17 protein-coding genes are annotated in these 25,415 nt (G+C 57.9%); 11 read left to right on the plus strand and 6 right to left on the minus strand.

The genetic code is table 11. The annotated features are described in order from the left end of the window. The first annotated feature begins 272 nt into the window (after window positions 1-272). Window positions 273-2,024: a Na+/H+ antiporter gene (locus GVI59_RS05940; RefSeq protein ID WP_173573387.1), complete on the plus strand. Its 1,752-nt coding sequence runs from the start codon at window positions 273-275 to the stop codon at window positions 2,022-2,024. Between the two features lie 143 nt (window positions 2,025-2,167). Here GVI59_RS05940 and GVI59_RS05945 read toward each other — a convergent pair whose 3' ends face one another. Beyond that, the gene (locus tag GVI59_RS05945; RefSeq protein WP_198912149.1) at window positions 2,168-2,761 is read right to left on the minus strand and encodes a hypothetical protein; all 594 of its coding nucleotides are present in this window, start codon (window positions 2,759-2,761) and stop codon (window positions 2,168-2,170) included. A 328-nt stretch (window positions 2,762-3,089) separates the two neighbouring features. After that, window positions 3,090-4,901: an aspartate--tRNA ligase gene (aspS, locus tag GVI59_RS05950; RefSeq protein ID WP_173573388.1), complete on the minus strand. Its 1,812-nt coding sequence runs from the start codon at window positions 4,899-4,901 to the stop codon at window positions 3,090-3,092. A 251-nt stretch (window positions 4,902-5,152) separates the two neighbouring features. Here aspS and GVI59_RS05955 point away from each other — a divergent pair, with 251 nt between their 5' ends. Both GVI59_RS05955 and bluB read left to right on the plus strand, forming a co-directional pair. Then, entirely contained in the window at window positions 5,153-6,571 is a 1,419-nt protein-coding gene (locus tag GVI59_RS05955; protein ID WP_173573389.1) for an FAD-binding oxidoreductase, read from the plus strand. Continuing rightward, on the plus strand, window positions 6,568-7,185 hold the full coding sequence (gene bluB, locus GVI59_RS05960) for a 5,6-dimethylbenzimidazole synthase (protein ID WP_173573390.1): 618 nt from the start codon (window positions 6,568-6,570) through the stop codon (window positions 7,183-7,185). The genes GVI59_RS05955 and bluB overlap by 4 nt, the downstream gene beginning before the upstream one ends. Here the strand turns inward: bluB and GVI59_RS05965 are convergent. Together GVI59_RS05965 and lepA are read right to left on the minus strand one after the other, a co-directional pair. Next, on the minus strand, window positions 7,175-8,674 hold the full coding sequence (locus tag GVI59_RS05965; protein ID WP_173573391.1) for an oligosaccharide flippase family protein: 1,500 nt from the start codon (window positions 8,672-8,674) through the stop codon (window positions 7,175-7,177). The genes bluB and GVI59_RS05965 overlap by 11 nt on opposite strands. A 214-nt stretch (window positions 8,675-8,888) precedes the next feature. Then, window positions 8,889-10,694, minus strand: coding sequence for a translation elongation factor 4 (gene lepA, locus GVI59_RS05970; RefSeq protein ID WP_173573556.1), 1,806 nt, complete (start codon window positions 10,692-10,694; stop codon window positions 8,889-8,891). Window positions 10,695-10,813: 119 nt separating this feature from the next. Here lepA and GVI59_RS05975 point away from each other — a divergent pair, with 119 nt between their 5' ends. From GVI59_RS05975 to GVI59_RS05995, 5 genes are all read left to right on the plus strand, one after another. Beyond that, complete coding sequence (locus GVI59_RS05975) at window positions 10,814-12,676, plus strand: M3 family oligoendopeptidase (protein ID WP_173573557.1); 1,863 nt, start codon at window positions 10,814-10,816, stop codon at window positions 12,674-12,676. 3 nt (window positions 12,677-12,679) lie between these two features. Then, on the plus strand, window positions 12,680-14,041 hold the full coding sequence (locus GVI59_RS05980) for an ABC1 kinase family protein (protein WP_173573392.1): 1,362 nt from the start codon (window positions 12,680-12,682) through the stop codon (window positions 14,039-14,041). A gap of 276 nt (window positions 14,042-14,317) precedes the next feature. Next, window positions 14,318-15,052, plus strand: a complete 735-nt coding sequence (locus GVI59_RS05985) for a hypothetical protein (protein WP_173573393.1) — start codon at window positions 14,318-14,320, stop codon at window positions 15,050-15,052. A 494-nt stretch (window positions 15,053-15,546) separates the two neighbouring features. Next, the gene (locus GVI59_RS05990) at window positions 15,547-17,577 is read left to right on the plus strand and encodes a putative bifunctional diguanylate cyclase/phosphodiesterase (RefSeq protein WP_173573394.1); all 2,031 of its coding nucleotides are present in this window, start codon (window positions 15,547-15,549) and stop codon (window positions 17,575-17,577) included. 104 nt (window positions 17,578-17,681) lie between these two features. Beyond that, window positions 17,682-18,251 (plus strand): NADPH-dependent FMN reductase, encoded by a 570-nt coding sequence (locus tag GVI59_RS05995; RefSeq protein WP_173573395.1) that lies wholly within the window; start codon window positions 17,682-17,684, stop codon window positions 18,249-18,251. A gap of 81 nt (window positions 18,252-18,332) precedes the next feature. Here GVI59_RS05995 and GVI59_RS06000 read toward each other — a convergent pair whose 3' ends face one another. Together GVI59_RS06000 and GVI59_RS06005 are read right to left on the minus strand one after the other, a co-directional pair. Continuing rightward, on the minus strand, window positions 18,333-20,072 hold the full coding sequence (locus GVI59_RS06000) for a DEAD/DEAH box helicase (RefSeq protein WP_173573396.1): 1,740 nt from the start codon (window positions 20,070-20,072) through the stop codon (window positions 18,333-18,335). Window positions 20,073-20,205: 133 nt separating this feature from the next. After that, window positions 20,206-22,053: a hypothetical protein gene (locus GVI59_RS06005; protein WP_173573397.1), complete on the minus strand. Its 1,848-nt coding sequence runs from the start codon at window positions 22,051-22,053 to the stop codon at window positions 20,206-20,208. A 189-nt stretch (window positions 22,054-22,242) separates the two neighbouring features. On the opposite strand from GVI59_RS06005, the gene dapF reads away from it, so the two are divergent. Genes dapF through ftsY form a run of 3 tightly spaced genes read left to right on the plus strand, consistent with a single transcriptional unit; the run spans window position 22,243 to window position 25,327 of the window. Next, window positions 22,243-23,070, plus strand: a complete 828-nt coding sequence (gene dapF, locus GVI59_RS06010) for a diaminopimelate epimerase (protein ID WP_173573398.1) — start codon at window positions 22,243-22,245, stop codon at window positions 23,068-23,070. A gap of 17 nt (window positions 23,071-23,087) precedes the next feature. Then, window positions 23,088-24,359, plus strand: coding sequence for a tRNA (N(6)-L-threonylcarbamoyladenosine(37)-C(2))-methylthiotransferase MtaB (gene mtaB / locus GVI59_RS06015; protein WP_173573558.1), 1,272 nt, complete (start codon window positions 23,088-23,090; stop codon window positions 24,357-24,359). Between the two features lie 2 nt (window positions 24,360-24,361). Continuing rightward, window positions 24,362-25,327 (plus strand): signal recognition particle-docking protein FtsY, encoded by a 966-nt coding sequence (ftsY, locus tag GVI59_RS06020; protein ID WP_173573399.1) that lies wholly within the window; start codon window positions 24,362-24,364, stop codon window positions 25,325-25,327. Window positions 25,328-25,415 lie beyond the last annotated feature (88 nt).

The following is a 25,415-nucleotide window of genomic DNA, read 5'->3' on the forward strand; positions in this document are numbered from 1 at the left end:
ATTGCAGACCCGGTTCCGGACCGCCTTGTGACGCACCCGCACGGATCTCTGTTACGATGCAGCCCGCCACGTCTCCTCATGGACAACGCGCCGATAGGTTGCACCTACTCTTTATAAAATAATGGGAACGCAAACCTGTCGGGTCAATGGGAAGAGACACAAGTCTTTCACATCCCTCACCTCTCGACCGATTTTTCATTTGCCGCCCTCTCCTCCGTCAGCGATATCTCTCCCCGAAAGAGGCGGCCCCGCCCCTCCAAGCGAGAGTTCTGATGGAAGTCGCCCTTACCGTTCTCGCCCTGCTGACCATGACTGCCCTGTCGGGTCTGCTGGGACGACTGCTCCCTATCCGCATTCCCCTGCCACTTTTGCAGATCGCGGCGGGGAGCGCCGTCAGCCTTCTCGGGTTCTCCGTGCCACTCTCCTCGGAGCTGTTCCTGCTCCTTCTGATGCCGCCGCTGCTGTTCATCGACGCCTATCGCATTCCCATGCGCGAATTCGGCGAGTTGCGGACCGTCATTCTCTCGCTCGCTGTCGGACTGGTCATTTTCAGCACCGTCGCGGGGGGATACGCCGTGCACTGGATCATGCCCGCGATCCTGCCCGTCGCCGGGATGGCGCTGGCGGCGGCTCTCTCGCCAACGGACGCCGTGTCCGTCAACAGCTTCCTCGCCACGGCGAAGGCTCCGGCCCGTCTGACCCAGATCCTCAATGGCGAAGCCCTGCTGAACGACGCTTCCGGCCTTGTCTGCTTCAAATTCGCTGTCGCCGCCGCCACGACCGGGCTGTTCTCCCTGAAGGCGGCCTCCAGCAACTTTGTGTATGTCTCGTTCGGCGGCGTGCTGATTGGCGCAGGGCTGGGCTGGCTCTTCGCTAGGATCGAACTAATGGCGCTCAGACGCGGCTATGATGATTCATCGAACCATATCCTGATCTCGCTGCTCGTTCCCTACATCATCTACCTGATTGCAGACTCCGTTGAGTGTTCAGGCATCCTCGCCTCGGTCGCGGCGGGCATCTCCATCCGTCTGACCGGCGTGATGTCGGAAACACAGATCGAGACGCGGCTACGGGCGGCGACCCTGTGGGACCAGCTTTGTTCGACCCTGAACGGGCTGGTGTTCATCATGCTGGGACAGCAGCTTCCCGGACAGGTTGAACAGGCCGCGCATATCGTGCGCTCTGCCGGGCTGACACCGTGGATGCTGCCTCTGGCCATTGTCGGCATCCAGTGCGCCATGAGTCTTCTGCGTGCGATCTGGATGGTCGCCAACGGACTGGTCTTCTACGGCGTCGGAAAACTGATACACCGCCCGCAGGCGTTGCCGTCATGGCGCAATGTGCTGGTCATGACGCTGGCGGGTGCACGCGGGGCCGTCACACTGGCCGCCATCATCTCCCTGCCATCGGAAAGCGACATGCCGGAGCGGACGGTGATGGTCGTGCTGGCGACCGGCGTCATCATTACATCGCTGCTGCTGACCACGTTCGGTCTGCCCCGTGCTCTGAAACTGCTGCCGCGCAATGACGGCGAAACCCCGGCGCAGCGGGAGCTTCTCGAAACCCGCATCACCCTGATCCGCTCCAGCATCGCCGAGCTTCAGGCGGAACAGGCACGCCTGCCGCCGGACGCCAACCGCACCAACGACACGGTCAGCCTGCTGATGACCGAGTTCAACGAACGTCTGCGCCGTCTGGACCCGACACTTGACGACGGGGAAGGCAAACGTAGCGGCAGCGTGCAGAGGAAACGCGATGAACTGATGCTGCGCCTTCGCATTGTGCGGCTACAAAGGCGCGTGCTGCATTCGCTGCTGACGGACCGCAATATCAACGATCTGACGGAACGCGCGATCGGGCGTCAGCTGGATGTGCGGGAGCAGGAGTTCCTGATGGAACTGAACGATCTGCCGCAGTTGCCTGAGCCACCACCGGCGGAGACGTTGATCTCGGCGGTGCCTGTGGGAAAAGTGGAAGAGGGAATGGCCAGCCTCACCTCTACAAAAAGCGGTGAGGAAAGGTGAGAATATGGAAGAGAGCCTAAGTTATTACAGGCATCAAAACAACGAGGCGCAGTTTTCTTGTAGCACATCAATGATGACCTGCCTTTTGTAGCCGCGCTCCCCTTTATTCCAAGGCTTGAGGCGATTTTCCGACTTTATTTCCTTTAGCTCAATGTTTCAAAATGCCGGAGAATCCAGGAAACTTCATACACCAGCCCGAGACTGACGAAAGCCATGTGAAAGCGGCGGTTGGTGGAAGCAATGGCTATGCCACAAAGGACAATATAGACCGGCACCCGAAACCAGTATTCAGCCGAAAACATGGCATAGTGAGCCGCTCCCTTGAGGAGTGTATCGATCAGGTCGAATATGACACTCAGAGCGAAGAACGAAAAAAACCATTTTCGTCTTGAAATAAAAAAATCCTCATATCCCGTGTAATCACTAATGGAATCAGGGAAGAGGAACGCACTCAGAAAAAACAGGATTATCGCGTAAATAATCAGAAACAGATAAATCTCGAATGTCCAGAAGTGCAGTGTGACCAGCCAGAACTCCCACCACCAGAAATGCATCAGCATAAGCAGCAGGGTCAGTACCCAGCCAATATGAACCGGGTAGATCCGCGTCTGTCCGGGATGCTGAATGATGCGCACCAGACCATTGAGCAGACGGGTCATGCTCAGACCCACGACCATACCCATGATGATGCGAACATGCTGAAAAATTTCTGGAGACGGCAAAGGAGCATTGGTCAATGATGCAGTCCTTCTGAACAGGCATTGACGTCACCACGAACACGCATCGGGGCAAGCAGTGCAACGGCAATCCTAGACTGACTGTCGATTGCAAACAGACCATATTCTGAAATATGCCGCTCAATTCTCCGATAACGCAAATAGGTTTACCAGACTGCTTCTTCTATCTGGCTGAAAAACCAGTCATCACCATCATGGGCGAAGATGTAATCGAACGGCCTGCCAGCTCCGGCTACCACGTTCCGATTACATTAATTCAAAAAGAAAAGCCGGGAACAAACCTGCTCCCGGCCTCAAACTCACCTCACATCAAAAACGCTAAAGCGCCTCACTCCTTCTCCGCCGCATCCTTCTTCACGACAGGCTTCGGCTTGGGCAGGTTCAATGCAAGAGACAGTTCCTTCAGACGCGCAGGCTCGACGGTGGACGGTGCGCCCATCATCAGATCCTCGCCCTGCTGGTTCAGCGGGAACAGGATGACCTCGCGGATGTTCGGCTCATCGGCCAGCAGCATGACCATGCGGTCGACGCCCGGTGCCGCGCCACCATGCGGCGGAGCGCCGAAGCGGAAGGCGTTGAGCATACCGCCGAACTGCTCCTCGACCACGCTTTCCGGATAACCCGCGATCTCGAAGGCGCGGATCATCAGGTCCGGGAGGTGGTTACGGATCGCGCCGGAGGTCAGTTCGATGCCGTTGCAGACGATGTCGTACTGATAGGCTTTGACGTCGAGCGGGTCCTGCGTGTTGAGCGCCTCAAGACCACCCTGCGGCATGGAGAACGGGTTGTGGGAGAAATCGATCTGCCCCGTTTCCTCGTTCTTCTCATACATCGGGAAGTCGACGATCCAGCAGAAGCGGAACTCGCCTTCTTCGATCAGTTCCAGTTCGGTCGCAATTTTCGTGCGGACCTGTCCTGAGAACTTCGCCACTTCATCGCCCTTGCCTGCGGCAAAGAACACAGCGTCACCGGCTTTCAGGCCAAGCTTGTCCTGAATGGCCTTCACGCGGTCGGCTTCGAGGTTCTTGGCGATCGGTCCCTTGCCGCCCTCCTCGTCGAACTGGATGTAGCCGAGGCCACCAGCGCCGTTCTCACGCGCCCATGCGTTCAGCTTGTCGAAGAAACCACGCGGCTTCGGACCAGCACCCGGAGCCGGAATGGCGCGGATCTCGCCACCACCAGCCGCGATCTTGGCGAACAGACCGAAGGATGAACCGGCAAACTGCTCGGTGACGTTGGCGATCTTCAGCGGATTGCGCAGATCCGGCTTGTCGGAACCGTAAACGGCCATCGCCTCGGCATACGGGATGCGCGGGAACGGCGCGGGGGTGACAGCCCGGCCATTGCCGAACTCGCGGAACACGCCTTCCATGACCGGCTCAAGTGTTGCGAACACCTCTTCCTGCGTGGCGAAGGCCATCTCGAAGTCGAGCTGATAGAACTCGCCGGGGCTGCGGTCGGCGCGGGCGGCTTCGTCACGGAAACACGGTGCGATCTGAAAGTAGCGGTCGAAGCCCGCGACCATGGCGAGCTGCTTGAACTGCTGCGGAGCCTGCGGGAGCGCGTAGAACTTACCCGGATGCAGACGGGACGGCACGAGGAAGTCGCGTGCGCCTTCCGGAGAAGAGGCCGTCAGGATTGGGGTCTGGAACTCTGTGAAACCCTGCTCGACCATACGACGACGCAGGCTGGCGATGACCTGCGAGCGCAGCAGGATGTTGCGGTGAATCTTCTCACGGCGCAGGTCGAGGTAGCGGTATTTCAGCCGCAGTTCTTCGCCATAATGCTCGTTGCCGGCCACCTGAAACGGCAGGACAGCGGCGGCGGACTGCACCGTGAATTCTTTTGCACGCAGTTCGATATCGCCGGTCGGCAGGTTCGGGTTACGTGTGGTTTCCTCACGCAGCACGACCTCGCCCGTCACGGTGATGACGCTCTCGACGCGGGTTTCTTCGGCGACCGGCATGACCGGGGATTCGGCGGGAATGACAATCTGCGTCAGACCGTCCTGATCGCGCAGATCGATGAACAGCAGGCCGCCGTGATCCCGCTTGCTGTGGACCCAGCCGGACAGGCGCACGGTCTTTCCGGCGTCTTCGGCGCGGAGGGCGGCGCAGCTATGGGTGCGATACGGATGCATGTGGTCAATTCCTGCCCGGCTGGAACGCGGCGCGGACAGCGGGGAGCCGTCCGGCCACAATGTGAAAATTCAGGGGCGGAGGAAGCCGGTCACGGGCGCTCATGTCAAGCCCGGAGAGGTTTCACAGGCATGAACAGCGGCGTATTTCTCACCTGCACCGGAAACCCTGCCGCGTTCCCGTATCGGTAGTCGAAGACACGAACAGCGGATACAAGCGTGTAAATTCCGTCTTCACTGATCAGGCTGCCCGCATGTCCGACACCTTATCCGCCCCGATGACCGGCGTGGAAACTGTTCTTTCCACTCTCCGCGAGACCATGAGCGCCCAGATCAGCACCGTGGCCTCCGTGCGCGAGGAACACAGTCACGGCGAGGCTCTGGATGTCTCCTGTCTGCCCGCCGCCGTTGTCTTTGCGGAAAGCACGGACGACGTCTCCCGCGTGCTGTCGCTGTGTCATGAACATCGTGTGCCGGTCGTAGCATTCGGCGCGGGCACGTCGATTGAAGGTCATGTCACACCGCCTGCGGAGGGCATCAGCCTTGATCTCTCCCGCATGACGGACATCGTGCAGTTCAATCCGGAAGATCTGGACTGCCGTGTGCAGGCGGGTGTGACGCGACAGGACCTCAACGCCCGCATCCGCGATTCCGGCCTGTTCTTCCCTGTCGATCCCGGCGGAGAGGCCACGCTCGGCGGCATGTGCGCCACCCGCGCTTCCGGGACGGCGGCCGTGAAATACGGCACGATGAAGGAAAATGTGCTCGGGATGACCGTGGTGCTCGCCACGGGCGAAGTGATCCGCACAGGTGGCCGGGTCCGTAAATCCTCAACGGGCTATGATCTGACCTCGCTCTTCATCGGCTCGGAAGGCACGCTGGGCATCATCACCGAGATCCAGTTGCGTCTCTACGGACTGCCGGAAAGCATCGCCGCCGCCATCTGCCAGTTCAACACGGTGGACGAGGCCATCACCACGGCCGTCGAGATGATCCAGTATGGTCTCCCGGTCGCCCGCGTTGAGTTTCTGGATGAGGTGCAGATGGCGGCCAGCATCGCTTTCTCCCATCTCGATGAACTGAAGCCGCTTCCCACACTGTTCTTCGAATTCTCCGGCGGTCCCGCGTCCGTGCGCGAGCAGGTGGAAGCCACGGAAAGCATCGCCCGTGACAATGGCGGTCTCGGCTTTGCGTGGGCTGACACTCCCGAGGAACGCACCCGTCTTTGGAAGGCCCGTCACGACGCATTCTGGGCGGCCCGCGCCATCGACCACTCGGCGCTTGTCATCTCGACCGACTGCATCGTGCCGATCTCGCGTCTTGGCGAACTGATCGACAGCGCACGCGAGGATATCGCCGCTTCCGGTCTGCGCGCAGCCATACTGGGGCATGTGGGCGACGGCAATTTCCACACCCTGATTCTCACCGAGAATTCTCCGAAGGGACGTGAGCGGCTGCTTGAACTGGATCGCAGGATTGTGGGCCGTGCGCTGGCGCTGGGCGGCTCATGCAGCGGCGAACATGGCGTGGGGATTGGTAAGCTGGAATTTCTGGAGCCGGAACATGGAGCGGGTGCGCTCAGCGTGATGCGCGCACTGAAGCAGACGATGGACCCACGCGGGATTCTCAACCCCGGCAAGCTTCTGCCGCCGGGCGAAGCCTATAAAGGATGACGACATCCGCCATTCTTGAGGACGTCTTTCGCTGGCGGCGGGATGTCCGACACTTTCGTCCCGATCCGGTGGCCGAGGCCACACTCGACGAGTTATTACAGGTCGCGAGCATGGCGCCGTCGGTCGGCCTCAGTGAGCCATGGCGTTTCATGCAGGTGGACAGCCCCACCCGACGCGACGCCGTGCGGGGTATCTTCGCACGCAGCCAGGCCGATGCCCTCGCGGAACGCGAAAGCGAGGACGCCGCTGCTTATGCCCGTCTGAAACTGGCGGGACTGGACGACGCACCCCATCATATTGCGGTGTTTTCGGTGGAAGATCCCATACAGGGGCGCGGCCTTGGTCGCCGCACCATGCCGGAAACGACGGTGTGGTCCACGGTCATGGCGATCCACACCTTCTGGCTGGCCGCCGCCGCTCGCGGGATCGGCGTGGGGTGGGTGTCCATTCTTGAGCCTGAAGCCGTGCGACAGGCGCTGGAAAGCCCGGCTTCATGGCGCTTCATCGCCTATCTGTGCGTCGGATACCCGAGTGAGCGCCACGACACGCCGGAACTGGAGCGGCTCGGTTGGGAACAGCGCCAGTCAGCCTGCCGGGAATGGGTCAGGCGCTAGCTTCTTCCGTCTGGCGACGCTTTTTGAGCTTTCCGCCGAACCGGTTCACGATTTCTCTGAACATCTCGGGCCGGAACACCGCCAGCAGCGCCGGATAGACGATGCAGGTCACAATGCCGATGACCATGCATTCCACGAAATCGTTGCCGTGAAACAGGCTTGTCTGGGCAAGAAACATGCCGGCTCCTATGGCGATGCAGGAGAAGATCATGGGCAGGAAGTAGAATTCAGCCACAGTCAGAGCAGACACACCTGACCCGATCAGGATCAGATAAGAGGTGATGGGAGGCCACACGAAATAATAGGCCGCCACAGCAAGAGCGACACCCATAACGCCGCCCCAGTATCCGCCAAGACCGACCATGATATAAAACAATGGAAACGCAATGAGTCGATAGTGACAGGAGCGTGCAAACTCCCGCCTTGCGCTCTGGAGAGCGCCCGTAATCCAGCTTATTGCATCAAACGGCAGCCCGATGCTCAGGATGATGACATAGGGCACCGCAGGCATCCAGCGATCACCGAACAGCAGATGCAGTCCCGGTTTCGCCAGCCCCGCCTGCAAAAAGCAGAATGGCATGACAAGATAACCCAGAAGACGGCATGCACGGAGAACGGCGTCAGTCTGACGGGCTGGCTCATTGCGGAACTGCACAAGAGCCGGGAACACGACATTGCTCACATTGCCCGCCAGCATGCGGACGGGCTGGGCGGCAAACCGGAAAGCAAAGAAGTAATAGCCGACCATCGCCTTCGATGCGATGAGCCCAAGCACGATGTAATCACCCTGATTGATGAATTCGATACAGGTCCGGTTCAACAGAATGAGCGTGCTGTTACCCACCAGATAACGGGCCTGTATGGCCTTGTATCGTCCCTTGATGGAAGGTGCGGCGCGTTTCCAGAGCCAGGCTGTCCGCACTATGGCGACAATGGGATAAGGGATGGCGAAGGCGTATGCCCCGGCTCCCAGCGCGGCAAGAATGATGGTCAGGACCTGAAGCGCAACAATGTCGAATGTGTTGCAGGCGGCCAGAAAGCGGAAATCCATTTCCGCCCGGACTTTTACGGCCGACACCGTGCTCAGCGCACGAATGGGCGTAGCAACCGCAATCGCCATGATGAGACCGACAAGAGCTGGGGAATGGTACCAGTGTGCGGCGAATGGCGCTGCGATGAACATGCCCAGCATGCCTGCCACACTCACTCCCGCCGACATCCAGAACGCCAGCGGCTCCCACAACGTCATGGTTTTCTGACGCTGGAGCAGAACCTCGTCGATCCCGAAGCTGATCAGGGAGTTGGCGATGGCGGTAACCGTCAGCGCAAGACCAATCGTGCCGAAATCTTCCGGCAGAAGTAATCGCGCCAGAAAAAGTTGCGAGATAAATCCAATGCCCCGAGCGGCGAGACTCTGAACTGCAAGCCAGAGAAAACCGCTGGTCGCAGCCTTCCCTACTCCGGATGGGCGTACTGTTTTTGCGGTCATAGCGGCAGAGAACTGTTCATGCGACCCAATCCGGTTTCCGACGCGATCCTTTCTGACATCGGGAATGTCGTGTTCAGATCACGCCTAAATCATTCTATTTATATGCATCTTTTAAGGCCGTGAGCGCCCATCCATCCAATCAGGATTCACTCCTGTAGCAGTCGGAGAGACTGAAAAGCAGCCCTTCCTTCTTCCCATGTGGCACGTCTTCAGCTCAACGATCCATCTTCAAAGCAGCAAGGAACGCGCTCTGCGGAATTTCGACCTTGCCGAACTGCCGCATCCGCTTCTTGCCCTCTTTCTGCTTCTCCAGCAGCTTGCGCTTACGTGAGATATCACCACCATAGCACTTCGCCGTCACGTCCTTGGACAGAGCGCCGATGGTCTCACGCGCGATGACGCGCGCGCCGATGGCGGCCTGAATGGCGATCTTGAAGAGCTGGCGAGGAATCAGATCTTTCAGTCGGGCGCAGATAGCGCGGCCACGGCTCTCGGCTGCCGACCGGTGCGCGATGAAGGACAGCGCATCCACCGGCTCCTGATTGACGAGAATCGAGATCCGCACGAGGTCGCTCTCTTCGTAACCATCCATCTGATAATCGAAGCTGGCATAGCCACGGGTCAGAGACTTGAGACGGTCATAGAAATCGAACACCACTTCGTTAAGCGGCAGACGATAGACCGCCATCGCACGGTTGCCGACATAGGTCAGATCAATCTGCACGCCACGCCGCTCGGTGCAGAGTGTCAGCACGGCGCCGAGATACTCATCCGGCACCATGATCGTGGCCTTGATCCAGGGCTCTTCGATGGTTTCGATCTGCATGGGATCAGGCATGTCGGCCGGATTATGCAAATCCTCCTTCGTGCCGTCATTCATGTTCAGGTGATACACAACGGACGGTGCCGTCGCGATCAGATCGAGATCGAACTCGCGGGACAGACGTTCCTGAATGATCTCGAGATGTAGCAGACCGAGGAAGCCACACCGGAATCCGAAGCCCAAAGCGGCAGACGTTTCGGCCTCATAGTGGAACGAAGCATCATTCAGACGCAGCTTGCCGAGACTGTCGCGCAGCTTGTCGAAATCATCCGCGTTGACAGGGAACAGGCCACACCACACCACCGGAATGGAGGGCTTGAAGCCTGAAAGCGGCTCGGCAGCCGGACGGCGGTCATCGGTGATGGTGTCGCCCACATTACAGTCGGCGACGGTCTTGATGGCGGCGTTGATGTAGCCCATCTCGCCCGGCCCGAGGTCATCCACCGGCACCATGCGCGGCGCGAACACGCCGACTTGATCGACCAGATGGGTCGCGCCTGAGGACATCATACGGATACGCGCACCCTTCTTCAGGCGGCCTTCCTTAATGCGCACGAGAATGATGACGCCGAGATAGGCGTCGTACCAGCTATCCACCAGCATCGCCTTGAGTGGCAGATCAGCTTCACCGGTCGGCGGCGGCAGGCGGGTGACCACGGCTTCCAGCACGCCTTCAATATTGATGCCGGTCTTGGCCGAAATCTCCACGGCGTCCTCAGCGTCGATACCGATGACTTCCTCGATCTGCGCCTTCACGCGCTCGGGCTCGGCTGCGGGCAAATCGATCTTGTTGAGAACGGGCACAATTTCGTGATTGGCGTCGATGGCCTGATACACGTTGGCCAGCGTCTGCGCCTCCACACCCTGCGAAGCGTCCACGACCAGCAGCGAGCCTTCACAGGCAGCGAGCGAACGGCTGACTTCGTAGGCGAAGTCAACGTGGCCCGGTGTGTCCATCAGATTCAGGATGTAGGTCTTGCCGTCCTTGGCCGGGTAGGTCAGACGCACGGTCTGCGCCTTGATGGTGATGCCGCGCTCGCGCTCCAACTCCATGTTGTCGAGCACCTGATTCGTCATCTCGCGGGCGGTCAGCGCTCCGCAGGCCTGAATCATCCGGTCGGCAAGAGTGGACTTGCCGTGGTCGATATGGGCGATGATCGAGAAGTTACGGATCAGGGAAAGAGGCGTATCGGTCATGCCCGCTCCATAGGGGATAAAGCGGGAAAAGTCAGCACGGGAAAGCATGGGAAATGCAGCCTGCCGCAAAGAATCAATCGGCCTCGCCACCCGCACGCACCCGCGCTACAATTCCACACATGGTAGATCAGGCTCCCTTCCCCCTTCCGCACGCTCGACTGCGCCCTCTTTCCGCTCAGGTTTCGCTTGCAGCGAACACCACATCATCGGGGCAGAGCACAGATGTTTCCCCACCTCGGTGGGACCTGTCCGATCTTTACACGAACCCCGACTCGCCTGCGATAAAGGCTGATCTGGACCGTGCGGCTGCCGAGGCAAAGGCTTTTGCGGGCCAGTATAAAGGCGCCATCGCCTCTCTCTCCGGCGCTGATCTGGCGAAAGCGATCGAGACCTGCGAAGCGATCAACGAGATTCTCGGCAAGGTCGGCTCCTTCGCGTCCCTTTCCTTCTCCGCCGATATGACCGACCCCGAGACGGGCAAGTTCAGTCAGGCCGTGCGCGAACGCATTTCCGATATCTCGGCTGACCTGCTGTTCTTCACGCTGGAACTGAACACCATTGAGGAAGACGTGCTGGAAGCAAAGCTGTCTTCTTCCTCCGCGCTGGCGCACTGGCGGCCGTTCCTGCGTGATCACCGGATGTTCCGCCCGCATCAGTTGCCGGACGACATCGAACAGGTGCTGCTGGAAAAATCCGTGACCGGCGCATCCGCCTGGTGCCGTCTGTTCGACGAGCAGATCACGGCTCTGCGTGTATCACTGGACGGACGGGAAATGCCGCTTGGCGAAGCCCTGAACCAGATGTCGGATCAGGACCGCAGCCGACGGGAAGCGGCAGGCAAGGCGATCGGGAAGACGCTGGGCGACAATATCCGGCTGTTTTCTCTGGTGACCAATACGCTGGTCAAGGACAAGGCCATCTCCGACAGGATGCGCCATTATCCCCGTCCCGAGTCCTACCGCAATGTTTCCAACACTGTGGAGGACAACGTTGTCGATGCGCTTGTCTCCGCTGTTACGGATGACTTCCCTCGCCTGTCTCATCGTTATTACAGCCTGAAAGCCAAATGGCTCGGTCTGGAAAAGCTGGAACACTGGGACCGCAACGCTCCCCTCCCCGGAATGCGCGAAAAAGAGATCCCATGGACAGACGCCAAGGCGATCGTCCATCAGGCTTACGAAAACTTCGATCCTGAACTGGGGAAGATTGTCGACGAGTTCTTTGACAAACCGTGGATCGATGCCGCCCCTGTTCCGGGAAAATCGCCGGGGGCGTTCGCCCATCCGGTCGTGCCATCGGTTCATCCTTATGTCCTGATGAACTATCGTGGACGCACGCGTGACGTCATGACGCTGGCGCATGAACTCGGTCATGGCGTGCATCAGAAACTGGCTTCGAAACAGGGCTACTTTCTCTCATCGACACCCCTGACTCTGGCGGAAACGGCCAGCGTGTTCGGCGAGATGCTGACTTTCCAGTATCTGCTCGATGCGGAAAAGGACCCCGTTCAGAAAAGGCTTCTTCTCGCCTCCAAGGTTGAGGACATGCTGAACACGGTCGTCCGTCAGATCGCGTTCTATCAGTTTGAGAGCCGCGTACATCACGCCCGCCGTGAGGGCGAACTGCTACCCGAACAGATTGGCGCCATCTGGCGCGAGGTGCAGACAGAAAGTCTTGGCCCCGCCTTCAACTTTACACCTGAATATGACACCTACTGGGCTTACGTGCCCCATTTCGTGCATACGCCGTTCTATGTCTATGCCTATGCTTTTGGAGACTGCCTCGTGAATGCACTTTATGGCGTCTATCAGCAGGGCGAACCGGGATTCCGGGAGAAATACCGCGCAATGCTGGAAGCCGGTGGCACCAAACGCCACGGCGAGCTTCTGGCGCCTTTCGGCCTTGACGCCAGTGATCCCGCCTTCTGGCGCAAGGGGCTGGATGTGATTTCGGGCTTTATTGATCAGTTGGAGGAAGCCTGAACCATGGCGGAGAAAGATCTCGACACCACAGGTCTGTTTGGTGAGTTTCGTCGAATGGTCCGCACAACCGGCACTGTCGGAGGCATCGCAGCCCGCATGGCGGGGCATCGCCTTGGCCTCAAAGGTGATGGCGCGGCCCATGCAGAGGATCTGAAAGCCATTCTTGGCGGCCTCAAGGGACCACTGATGAAAGCGGCGCAGCTGCTCGCCACCATCCCCGGCGCATTGCCTGACGAATATGCGACGGAACTGGCGCAGCTTCAGTCGAATGCGCCGCCGATGGGCTGGAGTTTTGTGCGTCGACGCATGGCAGCCGAACTTGGCCCTGATTGGCAAAAGAACTTTCGTGAGTTCGGTCGGGAGGCGGCTGCGGCGGCCAGCCTTGGTCAGGTCCACAAAGCGGTCCTGCAGAATGGTGAAGTTGTTGCCTGCAAGCTGCAATATCCGGACATGGCGACAACGGTCGAGGCCGATCTCAAGCAGTTCCGTATGGCCATGGGCGTTTACCATAAGCTGGACAACGCCATTCGTCAGGACGACGTGATTGAGGAACTGACAGACCGCCTGAGAGAAGAGCTTGATTACAAGCGTGAAGCTGCAAACCTTCGGCTTTACGATATCATGCTGAAGAACTCGGCTTCTGTTACCATTCCAAAAACTGTTGACAGTCTCTGCACCCATCGTCTTCTGACCATGGAATGGGTCAATGGTCAGGGGCTACAGAAAGTTCTCGACACCAACCCTTCGCAGGAAGAGCGCAACACCATGGCGCGTGCGCTTTTCGAAGCGTGGTACGTGCCGCTGTATCGCTATGGCGTCATTCACGGCGACCCGCATATGGGCAATTTCACTGTTCGTGATGATTTCGGATTCAATCTGCTCGATTTCGGCACGATCCGTGTCTTCCGTCCCCGTTTCATCCGGGGCATCATCGAACTTTGTGAAGCCCTCCGCACAAAAGATGAAGATCGCGCAGCCCATGCTTACGAGATGTGGGGGTTCGATGGCCTGTCCCGTGAGACGATGACCGTGCTCAACGAGTGGGCCAGCTTCCTCTATGAGCCGCTCATGGAAGATCGCGAACGCACCATCAATGAAAATGCCGAAACGATCTTTGGACGCGACATAGCCGGACGTGTTCATACCGGCCTGCAAAAAACGGGCGGCGTCAAACCACCACGCGAATTTGTTCTTGTCGATCGTTCAGCAATTGGCCTCGGTTCCGTCTTCATGCGGATTGGAGCGAAACTGAACTGGCACAGAATGTTCCAGGATCTTATCGCTGACTTTGATGAGGATACTCTGGCTGCCCGTCAGGCTGAAGTCCTCAAGGCTGCCGGACTCTCAGAGTTCATCAGGAAATAATCTTATTTATTTCGAATAATTTATATTCGGGACTACAGGAAACACACCCCCTCCTGAGTTCCGAATAAATCCAATTCCAAAAAAGACTTTTTCAATATACATAAATTATATTCGTCATTTTCATTTCGATATCGAAATATTTAATGCAAATTATAGAAAATAAAATTTAGTGTTTTTACATAATATTATTTAATAAAAACAAAGTACTTATCAAACAAAAAATATTCAATACTCAAATCAACCGGAACTCCGGGATATTTATTCAAGGATTACACCATGTACGCCTTACTGTTTGCAGAACCCGTTCTTGATCGTGATGTTGTCCGTGTCGGCACCAGAGAAGGTATCTTTTCGTCCCCTCTGATCCGCGCCTGCGCTCAGGGCGATCGGGCCTCCATACACGCCTTGCTGATCGGGTTCTGGCCCTTCGTGCAGGCCTTTGAACGCGCCATTGATCAGCGTGTCGGACATCTGCCGTTGCGTCCACTCGTGGAACGTTTCGGGCAGTCACGCGTAAAGACGTTTTTTACGGAAGCACGTGAGGCTGTCAGAGAGATGAAGGAAGAGGAAGGTTCGCATGCACTGCTTTGGGTCGCAGGCGCGAAAGAACTGGGAATTGACCTGAATGCAGATGAATATCCGCAGCTCTCATCAGTTGAAAATCTTATTCAGGCGTCCACCAGCGATGACCCTGTCGAGTTTTTCTCGTGGCTGGCCGGTGTGGAGTACCTTGCAGAAGAGCTCTCGGCCTATCTCTGCCATGCCCCCCGCTTCACCAGCGCTTTTCCGTCGGGACGCTGGATCTGGGGAGAAGCCCATAATGCCCATGATCATCATGGTCCGTCACATCTTGAAATAGATGAAGACCTTGCACGAGCCTATCATCCGTCAAGTGATCCAGAAATTGTGGGAGCAACCCTGAGCGCCAACATCCGCCGCTGTATTCATCTTTTCGATAGGGCAGCAGATCAGATCCAGGAAACCCTTGTTCAACCGGAAAAAGTTTCCTAAAAATCACAGATCTTTTAATGAAGTGCTAATATCATTTTAATATGATTGTGTCGTTTTTTCAAGAGAAAATGCCTCTATTTCTTTGTCTGACAGGAAATAGAGGCATTGCCAAAACATGAGGAAGGCAAACAAGGCATGAAAAATCGACAGAATGAGATCTTCGTCCAAAAAATATGACGAAACCGGCTGTTTTTATAAGTCTCTGGAAAAAAATCAAAAACATTCCCTTTTTGCTGAAAGGGCCGGTTATACCCCCACGTCTGCGGGGGATCGTCAGAGGGCAGCAACGCAGGACGCTTCTGCGTCTGCTGCCTTTTCATCTGATAGCCAACATAATCAGCGCGCCACTGACACTGTCTTTCATTGAAAGACGTCATCCCTTTTACGGGATTGCGCTTCTTGTCATCATAGAAACGCTCGTTTTAAGTTACACTTTCTGTGTATGGCTCTTTCAGAACACAGCCCTTTCCAGAAAAAACTTTACGATCTTCAATATGCTGCTTGGATTTTGCTGGGCAAGCCTCCCCGTGATCGTGTTTCCCAACGGATCCGATCAGGAACAGACGCTGATCGCAGGCGATATTGTTGCTCTCATTGCAACGTCTCTGTCCATATCTCCATTTTTCTGCGGAACAGTCGCTCTCTCCACCACCATGATTGCTGGCTGCATCGTTGCGCTGTCCCTGGCGTGGCTCCTGCAACCGGACACACTGTATGTGGTGCTCATGATGCTGCTGGGCATCTATGCAGCCTTCATTCTTGGACTGGGTCGCGCCGTTTCCATTCTTCTTAAGCGTTACATCATCACCAGTCTGGAACTTGAGGAGCAGACTGAAATCGTAAGGCTGATGCTGCGGCGTTCAGACCAGAGCGTTGGCGAGTGGGTATGGGAAACCGATGTCAGCGGACACCTTACCAGCAGCATTCCGGCCCTTGAGGCCATATTTCAGGACGCAGGAAGTCTCGCAGGAAAACAGTTCCTGCAAACACTTGAAGAGCATGTAACGGCACATGCCCAGTGGCATCATCTTGCAGAATGCATGCAGTCGCATCTGTTTTTTCGTGATCTGATCGTTTCACTCAAGAGTGAACACTCGATCCGCGTTCTCTCACTCACCGGCCATCCTCTTTTCAACAATGATGAATTCACGGGATATCGCGGTATCGGCGCGGACATCACCAGAGACTACACCCTGGACCAGCAGGCCTCTTTCAGAGCGGCGCATGACAGCCTTACCGGGTTGCCTAACCGTTATGCCTACGAAGATTCCCTTCGTGCAGTTCTTGTGAAACTGTCTCGTGAACAAACGCCTTTTGCACTTGTGGCTCTGGATCTCGACAAGTTCAAACCCATCAATGATACACTGGGACATGCGATTGGCGATCAGACATTAATCGAGATTTCAAAACGTCTTCAAAGCTGCCTGAAGAATAACGACACGCTGTTCCGCATTGGCGGCGATGAAATGATTCTTATCCATCATCACGCTTCCCTCGATTCAGCAACTCATTTGGCGATGCAACTCGTCACCACAGTGGCGAACCCGTTTTTCATTGCCGAGACCGTCATCCAGTGTTCCATCAGCGCCGGCATTGCGCTGGCGCCAGTAGCAGGCTCCAATGAAAGCGCCTTGCAGGAAGCAGCTGATCTGGCCCTGTACGAGGCAAAACGACATGGCGGCAACACTCACCGGGTGTTCGTCCCCTCCTACAGGGCCGTAGCTGATTCCCGCAGGGATCTGATTCGTGATCTGCGTGAAGCCATCCAGACACAAAGCATTACGCTGTATTATCAACCCATCATCAATGCGCAGACGCGCCATCTGGCTGGCTTTGAAGCTCTGGCGCGCTGGACCCATCCCATTCTGGGCCCCATCCCTCCCGACCGCTTCATACGCCTCGCAGAAGAAGCCGGTCTGATGCACGATCTGGGGTACGCGCTCCTGGCCGAAGCCTGCCGCACGGCGCGGACATGGCCGCAGAATCTGTGGGTATCAGTCAATATTTCTGTCGATCAGCTCTATCATCGGAGCTTCGTCCAGGAAGTCAGAAAAATCCTGAAAGAGACGTCCTACCCCCCAAAACGGCTCCAGCTTGAGGTCATCGAAACCATTTTCATGGAATCGGATGCCGCCACCTATGGCGTCCTGCAGGAACTGGATGCGCTCGGCGTCCGGATTGTTCTTGATGATTTCGGAAAAGGCTATTCCTCTCTTGGGTATCTGAGGTTTTTTCCGTTCTCCAAGATCAAGCTTGATGCAAGTTTCGTGCGGGACATGCTTTCGGACTCCCGTAGCGCCGCCATTGTCAGCGCCGTGATTGCCCTGGCGGGCGATCTGGGTGTGGCTGTGACAGCAGAAGGCGTTGAAACAGAAGAGTATTTTCATAGGCTAAGCAACAAGGGCTGCACTGAAGTACAAGGTTATCTCTTCGGATATCCGATGCCAAAAGAAAGAGTAGCATCCTTCATTGCCTTGAACTCCCGCCGCGTGCCCTTCATCACCCAAAGCACACTGCAATCGTGATACCCTTTGTAATGAACAGGAATGTTACGTTTCTGCTCCAATTTTGATGATTATCCATATCATCAACTGACATACAGACGTCAGTTACCCGGAGAGGCCCCGTCATGAACACTGAGTCCAGACTGAATTTTGTCATTCTTTTGGGAAGCCTGCGCAAAGCCTCGCTCAATGCGGCCATTGCTCGCGCTCTGCCTGATCTGGCTCCTCCGGGCATATCGATCACCTCTCTGGGATCAATCGGGGATTTTCCGCATTATGACGCGGACGTGCAGGAAGAAGGCTTCCCAGCCCCGGTCCTCGCCATGGCGCAACAGATCGCCGCTTCGGATGGCGTCATCATCGTGACGCCGGAATACAATTACTCCATTCCGGGCGTTCTTAAAAATGCGATCGACTGGCTTTCCCGCCTGTCGCCGCAGCCCTTCGCCAACAAACCGGTGGCGATTCAGACAGCCTCGCCGGGCCTCATCGGTGGAGCCCGCGCCCAGTATCATCTCCGCCAGTCACTGGTCTTTCTGGACGCGTTTGTTCTCAACAAACCGGAAGCCATGATCAGCCAGGCCGCGCAAAAAATAGATCCTGAGAGTCTGCAACTCACCGACATCGGAACGCGGGAGTTTCTGACCCGTCAAATCAGCGCTTTAGCGGCGCTTGCCAACAGACTGCGTGAGTAATTTTCGCTAGCCTCCAAACGTAATGGGGGAAGCCACCTTTCGGCAGCCTCCCCCACACAACTCTTGCAGATGTCGTAAAAATTACCGACGCTTGCGCGAAGAATCCCGAGCCGGATCACCACCGGAGCGGCGAGGCTTCGCCGTGCGTGAGCCTGGCGCCCGTCCACGCGGCGAAGGCGCTTCGTTACCTGAAGGCGCCTTGGCGGGCTCGATCCGGATTTCATCCGCATCCGCAGCGGAAGCGCATTCGGTAAACCGCTGCGCTTTTTCGGGCGAGATTTCTACAAGCGTGTAAGTCGGCGCGATACGGATTGAACCGATATCTTTCTTGGTCACACCGCCAAGACGGCAGATGACCGGCACCAGCCACTTGGGATCAGCCTTATCGGCACGACCGACAGAAAGCTTGAACCAGCTTCCGCCAACCATCTGTTTCCGTTCCCGCGGCTCGCGAGGCTCACGCTGTTCGCGTCCGCCTTCCCGCGGAGCACGGGCAGGCGCGCTGGAAGGCGTGATCGGCCGCACTTTGACGGGCTGGGGCAGACCCTTGTTCCACAGGAACACCAATGCCGCCGCCAGCTGCTCAGGCGTCCTCTCAGCGATCAGACGTTCCACGAGCGGCTTTACATTTTCCGGTGTTTCGCGCGTCAGAGCCTCGCTGGTGATCAGGCGCTCCGTATCCGCTTCATGAATCTGATCCAGCGTCGGAGCCGTATTCCACGTCACATCGACTCCGGCAGCCTGAAGCAGGCGATCGGCCTGACGCTTCTTCGACGGCACGGTCACCAGAACACAGATGCCCTTGCGGCCCGCACGACCGGTACGTCCTGACCGATGCAGCAGCGTGGCCGGGCTGCCCGGCAGGCTGGCATGAATCACCAGTCCCAGAGAAGGAACGTCAATGCCGCGTGCCGCCACATCGGTGGCTACGCAGACTCGGGCCTGACCATTACGCAGGCTTTCGATGGCGCGACTGCGCTCGTTCTGCCCCAGTTCACCGGAAATCGCGACGGAAGAGAAGCCATGCTGCAGAAGGGCTGCGTGTAACTGACGCACGCCTTCACGTGTATGGCAGAACACCATCGAGCATGGGCTTTCGATCAGCCGCAGCGTATTGATGATGGCGCCGATCGTGTCATTCTGGTCAGCAAGAATGGCGCGATATTCGATGTCGGTATGCGGCTCGTTATCACCGATCGTGTCGATACGCAGCGCATCATGCTGGTAGCGCTTGGCGAGACGGGCGATTTCACGGGCGATCGTCGCCGAGAACAGGAAGCTGCGACGGTCCTGAGGCGTTGCGTCGAGCAGTGTCTCCAGCTCTTCGCGGAAACCAAGGTCCAGCATCTCGTCGGCTTCGTCGAGCACGGCGACCTTGAGGCCGGACAGATTCAGATTCTTCCGCGAAAGGTGATCGCACAGACGCCCCGGCGTACCGACCACAATGTGACAGCCCATGGATAGCGCACGCGCTTCCTTGCGTGGCTCCATGCCGCCGACACAGGACACAATGCGTGCGCCAGTGCCAGCGTAAAGCCACTCCAGCTCGCTCTTCACCTGCAGGGCGAGTTCGCGGGTCGGCGCGATGACCAGCGCCAGAGGTGTGGGGGCATGAGCGGCCTTGCCCTGCTCATCAAGCAGTTCATTGGCCATAGCCAGACCAAAGGCGACTGTCTTGCCGGAACCTGTACGCGCCGAGACGAGAAGATCCCGCCCCTTTGCCTTTTCATCCAGCACAGCCTCCTGAACGGGCGTTGGCTCCTGATAACCGCGTTCGGCGAGAGCGTGCGCAAGCGTGGGGACTGTGTCCGGAAAAGGCATGGTTTAGATTGGTCCTGGAACGGGAGACTGGAAGCCGGACATAAAGAGAAATCTCTGGAAAAGCCAGCGTCAGCTCATAAAAAACAACGGGCGCCCGGAGAGGAGCGCCCGCATGTCCTGTATGCAGCCATATTTACTGAAATGGCAAATACCGGAAATCAAAGAAGAGCTGACTTTCAGATGTATGGGGTTTTCCACCTACCCCCTCCCATGCCTGCACACGGGAATAGGCCAGCTGGGTTCCGAATTCGACAGTCCCATACCGTCCCTTGAAAAAACGCCACCAAGCGCCGATCGTGCCTTCCATGACACTATGGATATTGGCCGTGCAGGGCATAGAGGACATTTCGATATTGCAGCCCGAAGTGATCGCATTCGGGTTGCCATAACCATAGGCGGACCCATTCAGGTTAGAATAGTTACGCCCGGCCCACTGGGTGCCGAAATAACCATAGACATCGAATCTCGGGCTGGGATGAGCGATGATGCCCGCAGTCCCCTGTGCCGAGAACAGCGGCTGCGGCTTGCCCTGAGCATTGATGGTCGCATCCGGCAGCAGAACCGAACCGTATCGACCAATGCCATACCCCGCCAGACCAGCAAGACGCACTTCCACCTTGTGAGGGATGACAGGAAGAATCATCGAGCCGCCACCACCGCCGGTGGGCGCCGTGTAGTTGTGTCCTCCACCTTCCCATGACACGCGGTCATGCGCGAAATGGGCGATGCCTTCAATTTCGTAATGGCCCCAGTGAGGATCATAGGCGATCTTGGCGATGACATCCGGCGCAATCTCGTTCGAGAACGGTCCGTTATTGGTCAGGCCCGTGCCATCCTTGTTGATGGTCGCCACCTTGCCGCCCGGCAGGACCACCCGCTCGTCACCCTGTGTCGTGTAACCGGTCGTATCATACAGAGTCTGCGGATTCTCGATGGACAGACCCAGCCAGAGCTTGTGCTTGAAGAAATCCTGCGTGATGCGGACCTGCCACTGACGCGCCCATGTCTGGCCGGCAAGCATCGCGGCATCGATCGTTTCCGGCAAACTTTCCTGCCGCGGCACGATACCGATACGACCCGGCGTCAGCATGCTCCACGCCTGCCCCGCCAGAAAATGGAAATTTTCCTTGCTGTTATCATAGACAAGGTAAGCCTGCCGGAGACGCGGGGAGTAACTGTTACTCTCGTAGGCGTTCGTCGTATCGGCACCCGCACCAAAATCCGTTTCAAAGAAGCCGGAGATGGTTTCGTACTGATCGATATTGCCTCTGAGCATAAGCGACAGACGACTGTATCGTGCGCTGCCTTCAAAGCTGTTGGTGTGATAGTTCGGGCTATTCCTGTAAGGCAGCCCGGACCAGAATGTGAAGGTGCCCGAGGACATCTGGCGGTTCTGCAGCACGGTGGCGGCATCGACAAATCCACCGAGGGCGATCGTCACCGGCCCTACATGAAAGACACCGTGATCACCCACAGCACCGGCTGCCTGCGCGCCCACCGTTTCACGCGGGTGCGGACCAACGCCGTTTTCAGCCGTATGAGCAATTGTATCTTCCGCTCGATGCGCCGTCACTGTTTTGATCGTCGGCACATCCTCTGTCACGAAAGTCGGACGCACCTCCGGTTCGTGCCCATGTGGCGTCACCCGCACCGGTTCCTCAATCTCCGTCTCGGGAACGGGAACGGTTTCATTGTTGGCCGTCATGATCTTCTGGCGGGTGGCCTTGCTCAGACCGGCGTGACTGGTGGTCGTTTTGGCCGCCGCAGTCTTTCGGGCGACAAGCTGTTTCTGCAGCCCCACCAACGCTTTGGTCAGCTGCGCCTGCTGCTGCTGAATTCGCGCAATCTGCTGCTCCATGAGCTCCAGTGATTCGCTCTGTTCATCAGCATAAGCTGCGAGAGGGGAAAATGCTGCCCCGGCACAAAGCAGGAAAGCCAGAGAAGAAGTGGTCCGGCGGAAAAACGTCGGGCATTGGGGCATGGAGGAGCGGCGTCCGTTTTCTCGCAAGAGTTTTACGTCAAAGTATTTCTTATTAAAGACATTCGATAATAAACCACCCGCGAAATGTCATTCAAAAAAAAATTTAAGAAGCCGGTCACGACATGTGTCAAAGGTAATTTTTTCCGACAAAACCGTGCATTCCAGAGGTTTTTGACCTAAATGTCACACATGAAGACATTTTTTCAGAAGATGCATGGATTGGGCAACGACTTCGTCATCATCGACGAACGGTCAGGCTCTTTTGACTTGACACCCACGCGGATCGCCAGCCTGGCCGATCGCAGGCGTGGAATCGGCTGCGACCAGTTCGTCACTCTCTCTGCGCCAGCAGATAGCAAAGCCGCTGTCTTTGTGCGCTTTTTCAATCCTGACGGAAGCGAAGCAGGCGCGTGCGGCAATGCGTCCCGCTGCGTCGCCAGTCTGCTTGGACAGGAACGCGAGACTGACAGACTGACTTTTGAGACACGCAACGGCCTCCTGAAAGCAGAAGTGCTTTCCCGCGACGCGACGGGAGGCGCTGTCGTCGCGGTCGATATGGGCTGTCCCCAGGCTGACTGGCAGGCGGTGCCACTGGCGAAAGCCACCGACACACTCCGCCTCCCCCTCGCGGGCGAGCCAGCCGCCCTGTCCATGGGCAATCCGCACGCGACTTTTTTTGTAGAAGACCTGTCCGAAGCGGAACGCGGTCCGGAACTGGAGGTCGATCCGATTTTCCCGGACCGCGCCAATATCGGTTTTGCCCGCATCGACGCGCCGGACCGGATGCGGCTGCGGGTCTGGGAGCGTGGCGCGGGCTTTACACTCGCCTGCGGTTCCGGGGCCTGCGCGGCCGTGGTGAACGCGGCCCGGCGTGGTCTGGGTGAACGCCGGATGACAGTAGAGGTTGACGGCGGGGAGATGGTTATCGCATGGGATGCTGACGATCATGTGCTGATGACCGGTCCCGCCCAGCTTGCCTTTGAAGGGACCGTCGATCTCGAGGCCTATCCAAAATGACTGACACCCCTCCGGACATGCCGGTGGACGACACGCCCAATGCAACACAGGGCGTGGATATCCTGACTTTCGGCTGCCGCCTCAACACCTACGAGAGTGAGGTGATGCGTGGCCACGCGGCGGCGCTGGAGGATGTCATCATCGTCAACACCTGCGCCGTGACCAACGAGGCCGAGCGGCAGGCGCGGCAGGCCATCCGCCGCGCTCACCGTGAGCGTCCGGATGCCCGCATCGTCGTGACCGGCTGCGCCGCGCAGATCAATCCGGATCGCTGGGCGTCCATTCCCGGCGTGACGCGGGTGCTCGGCAACGAGGACAAGCTGAAGGCGGAAAGCTGGAGCCTGCCTGCTCTCGGTTCGGGTAACGCCGTGTCCGACATCATGGCCGCCAAGGAAACAGCCGCGCATCTGGTGACTGAGTTCGCCGGACGCACCCGCGCCTTCGTGCAGGTGCAGCAGGGCTGTGACCATCGCTGCACGTTCTGCATCATCCCCTACGGACGTGGGCCTTCCCGCTCCGTGCCAGTGGGGGTGGTGGTGGAGCAGGTGCGCGCGCTCGTGGCGTCCGGCTACCGTGAGGTCGTACTGACCGGCGTAGACATCACCTCGTGGGGTGACGACCTGCCCGGCACGCCGCAACTCGGCCAGTTGTGCCGTCGCCTGCTGGCGCTGGTGCCTGAACTGGAACGACTGCGGCTGTCATCGGTCGATCCGGTAGAGATCGACGAGGATATCTGGCGTCTGCTGGAAAACGAACCGCGCTTCATGCCTTACCTGCATCTGTCCCTGCAGGCCGGGTCGGACATGATCCTCAAGCGGATGAAACGGCGTCATCTGGTCGCGGATGCGGCGTCTGTCATTGAACGGGCGCGGTCGATCCGTCCCGAGATCGGTATCGGCGCGGACCTGATCGCCGGCTTCCCGACCGAAGACGAGGTTCTGTTCGAGGAAACATTGTCCTTCCTTGAGCAGGCCGCCCTCCCCTATCTGCACGTCTTTCCTTACAGCGCCCGTCCCGGCACCCCTGCGGCGAAAATGCCCGCCGTGCCGGTTGTCGAGCGCAAGGCGCGCGCCGCCCGGGTTCGTGCGGTGGGTGAGCAGTCGGCGCAGACTTATTTCAGGAGCCTGCTCGGTCGTGAACTGCGCGTCCTGATGGAAACTCCGGAAAGCGGCCACAGCGAGGAATTTGCGCCGGTCAGACTGGCGCAGGGACAGTCCGAGATGGGACGCATTGAGGTTCTGCGTCCGGTAGCGGTTGACGAAAAAGGCCTTGTGGCGGAGATCGTATAGTCATGGCACTCGGATTTTTCTCCCGTCTCAAGCAGGGGCTGTCGCGCTCCACTCAGAAACTCAGCCGCGTCTTCACCAAGCGCAAGCTTGATGAAGCGGCACTGGAAGATCTGGAAGAACACCTGATCGCTGCCGATCTTGGTCCGGAAGTGGCCGAGCGCGTGATCGAGTCCTTCCGTAGCACCCGTTTCGGGGCGGAAGTGACCGATGATGAAATCCGGCAGACACTCGCGGATGAAATCGCCCGCGTCCTGACGCCAGTGGCGATCCCCTTTGAACCGGACCCGAAGCTCAAACCTCATGTCGTGCTGATGGTTGGTGTCAACGGCACCGGTAAAACCACCACCATCGGCAAGATGGGTCGCTATTTCAGCGAGCAGGGCAAGAAAGTCATCATGGTGGCGGGCGATACCTTTCGCGCCGCAGCTGTCGAGCAGCTTCAGGTCTGGGGTGAGCGGACAGGTGTGCCGGTCATTGCAGGTAAGCCTGAGGCCGACGCTGCTGGACTTGCTTTCGAAGCCCTCAAGCGTGGCAAGGAAGAAGGCGCGGACCTACTTCTGATCGACACAGCCGGACGCTTGCACAACAAGGGCGCTCTGATGGAAGAGCTGGCCAAGATCATCCGTGTGATGAAGAAATTCGATGAGACCGCGCCCCACTCCGTCATTCTTGTGCTCGATGCGACGACCGGACAGAACGCCATTGAACAGGTGCGCGTCTTCCGCGAACTGGTGAACGTCACAGGTCTGATCGTAACCAAGCTGGATGGCTCGGCTCGTGGCGGCATCGTGGTGGCGCTGGCAGACCAGTTCAAACTGCCGATCCATGCTGTCGGCGTCGGGGAAAAGGCTGAGGATCTGCGTCCTTTTTCCGCGCAGGAGTTTGCGCGGGGTCTTGTTGGTAAGACAGAGATTTCTACGACGACTGAGACCGAAGAAGACACTGGCGAACAGCCCGCTTCTGAATAACGCAGGGCTCACGAGCGCCTCTGGCCTTACTGTTGGATGGCCAGAGGCAATCACCTCCCAGGCCTTGAACGATTTCCCTTCATAAACT

Source organism: Acetobacter sicerae, from assembly GCF_011516765.1.
Lineage (GTDB): Bacteria > Pseudomonadota > Alphaproteobacteria > Acetobacterales > Acetobacteraceae > Acetobacter > Acetobacter sicerae.

Bases quoted from the DNA above. Each gene is read 5' to 3' on its own strand.
- GVI59_RS06000 (WP_173573396.1), bottom strand. From the start codon at position 20,072: ATGCCTTTTCCGGACACAGTCCCCACGCTTGCGCACGCTCTCGCCGAA.
- mtaB (WP_173573558.1), top strand. From the start codon at position 23,088: ATGCCGGTGGACGACACGCCCAATGCAACACAGGGCGTGGATATCCTG.
- dapF (WP_173573398.1), top strand. From the start codon at position 22,243: ATGAAGACATTTTTTCAGAAGATGCATGGATTGGGCAACGACTTCGTC.
- GVI59_RS05990 (WP_173573394.1), top strand. From the start codon at position 15,547: ATGCTGCTTGGATTTTGCTGGGCAAGCCTCCCCGTGATCGTGTTTCCC.
- ftsY (WP_173573399.1), top strand. From the start codon at position 24,362: ATGGCACTCGGATTTTTCTCCCGTCTCAAGCAGGGGCTGTCGCGCTCC.
- GVI59_RS05975 (WP_173573557.1), top strand. From the start codon at position 10,814: ATGGTAGATCAGGCTCCCTTCCCCCTTCCGCACGCTCGACTGCGCCCT.
- lepA (WP_173573556.1), bottom strand. From the start codon at position 10,694: ATGACCGATACGCCTCTTTCCCTGATCCGTAACTTCTCGATCATCGCC.
- GVI59_RS05985 (WP_173573393.1), top strand. From the start codon at position 14,318: ATGTACGCCTTACTGTTTGCAGAACCCGTTCTTGATCGTGATGTTGTC.
- GVI59_RS05995 (WP_173573395.1), top strand. From the start codon at position 17,682: ATGAACACTGAGTCCAGACTGAATTTTGTCATTCTTTTGGGAAGCCTG.
- GVI59_RS05965 (WP_173573391.1), bottom strand. From the start codon at position 8,674: ATGACCGCAAAAACAGTACGCCCATCCGGAGTAGGGAAGGCTGCGACC.
- bluB (WP_173573390.1), top strand. From the start codon at position 6,568: ATGACGACATCCGCCATTCTTGAGGACGTCTTTCGCTGGCGGCGGGAT.
- GVI59_RS06005 (WP_173573397.1), bottom strand. From the start codon at position 22,053: ATGCCCCAATGCCCGACGTTTTTCCGCCGGACCACTTCTTCTCTGGCT.
- GVI59_RS05980 (WP_173573392.1), top strand. From the start codon at position 12,680: ATGGCGGAGAAAGATCTCGACACCACAGGTCTGTTTGGTGAGTTTCGT.
- GVI59_RS05940 (WP_173573387.1), top strand. From the start codon at position 273: ATGGAAGTCGCCCTTACCGTTCTCGCCCTGCTGACCATGACTGCCCTG.
- aspS (WP_173573388.1), bottom strand. From the start codon at position 4,901: ATGCATCCGTATCGCACCCATAGCTGCGCCGCCCTCCGCGCCGAAGAC.
- GVI59_RS05955 (WP_173573389.1), top strand. From the start codon at position 5,153: ATGTCCGACACCTTATCCGCCCCGATGACCGGCGTGGAAACTGTTCTT.